At 68.7% G+C, this 265-nt stretch carries 1 pseudogene; it reads right to left on the reverse strand.

The features are described from left to right. Positions 1 to 265 (reverse strand): annotated as a pseudogene (locus RAD10_RS42045) (alpha/beta fold hydrolase); the annotation flags it as partial.

Below are 265 nucleotides of genomic sequence, written 5' to 3' on the forward strand. Positions count from 1 at the left end.
TGTCGCCACCAGTTGTCGATGAGGCCCTGCGAGACTTTCGCGCCCGGGCGGTTGAAGCCGTAGAACGGGCCGGTGGGAATGTCCCTGAAGAACTGCGCCCGGTCGTCCAGCAGCTTGGCGCGGAAGCCGTCAAAGACATCGCGCGGCAAGCCGCCGGGGTTGGCGGGCGTCTTGAGCATCAGCGGCGGCACCGCGCCGATGAGCACGGCTTTGGCAATGCGGCCCTTCGCGCGGCCGCTTCCGTGGCGACCGATGTAGCGCGCGA

This window comes from Bradyrhizobium sp. 23AC (genome assembly GCF_054863025.1).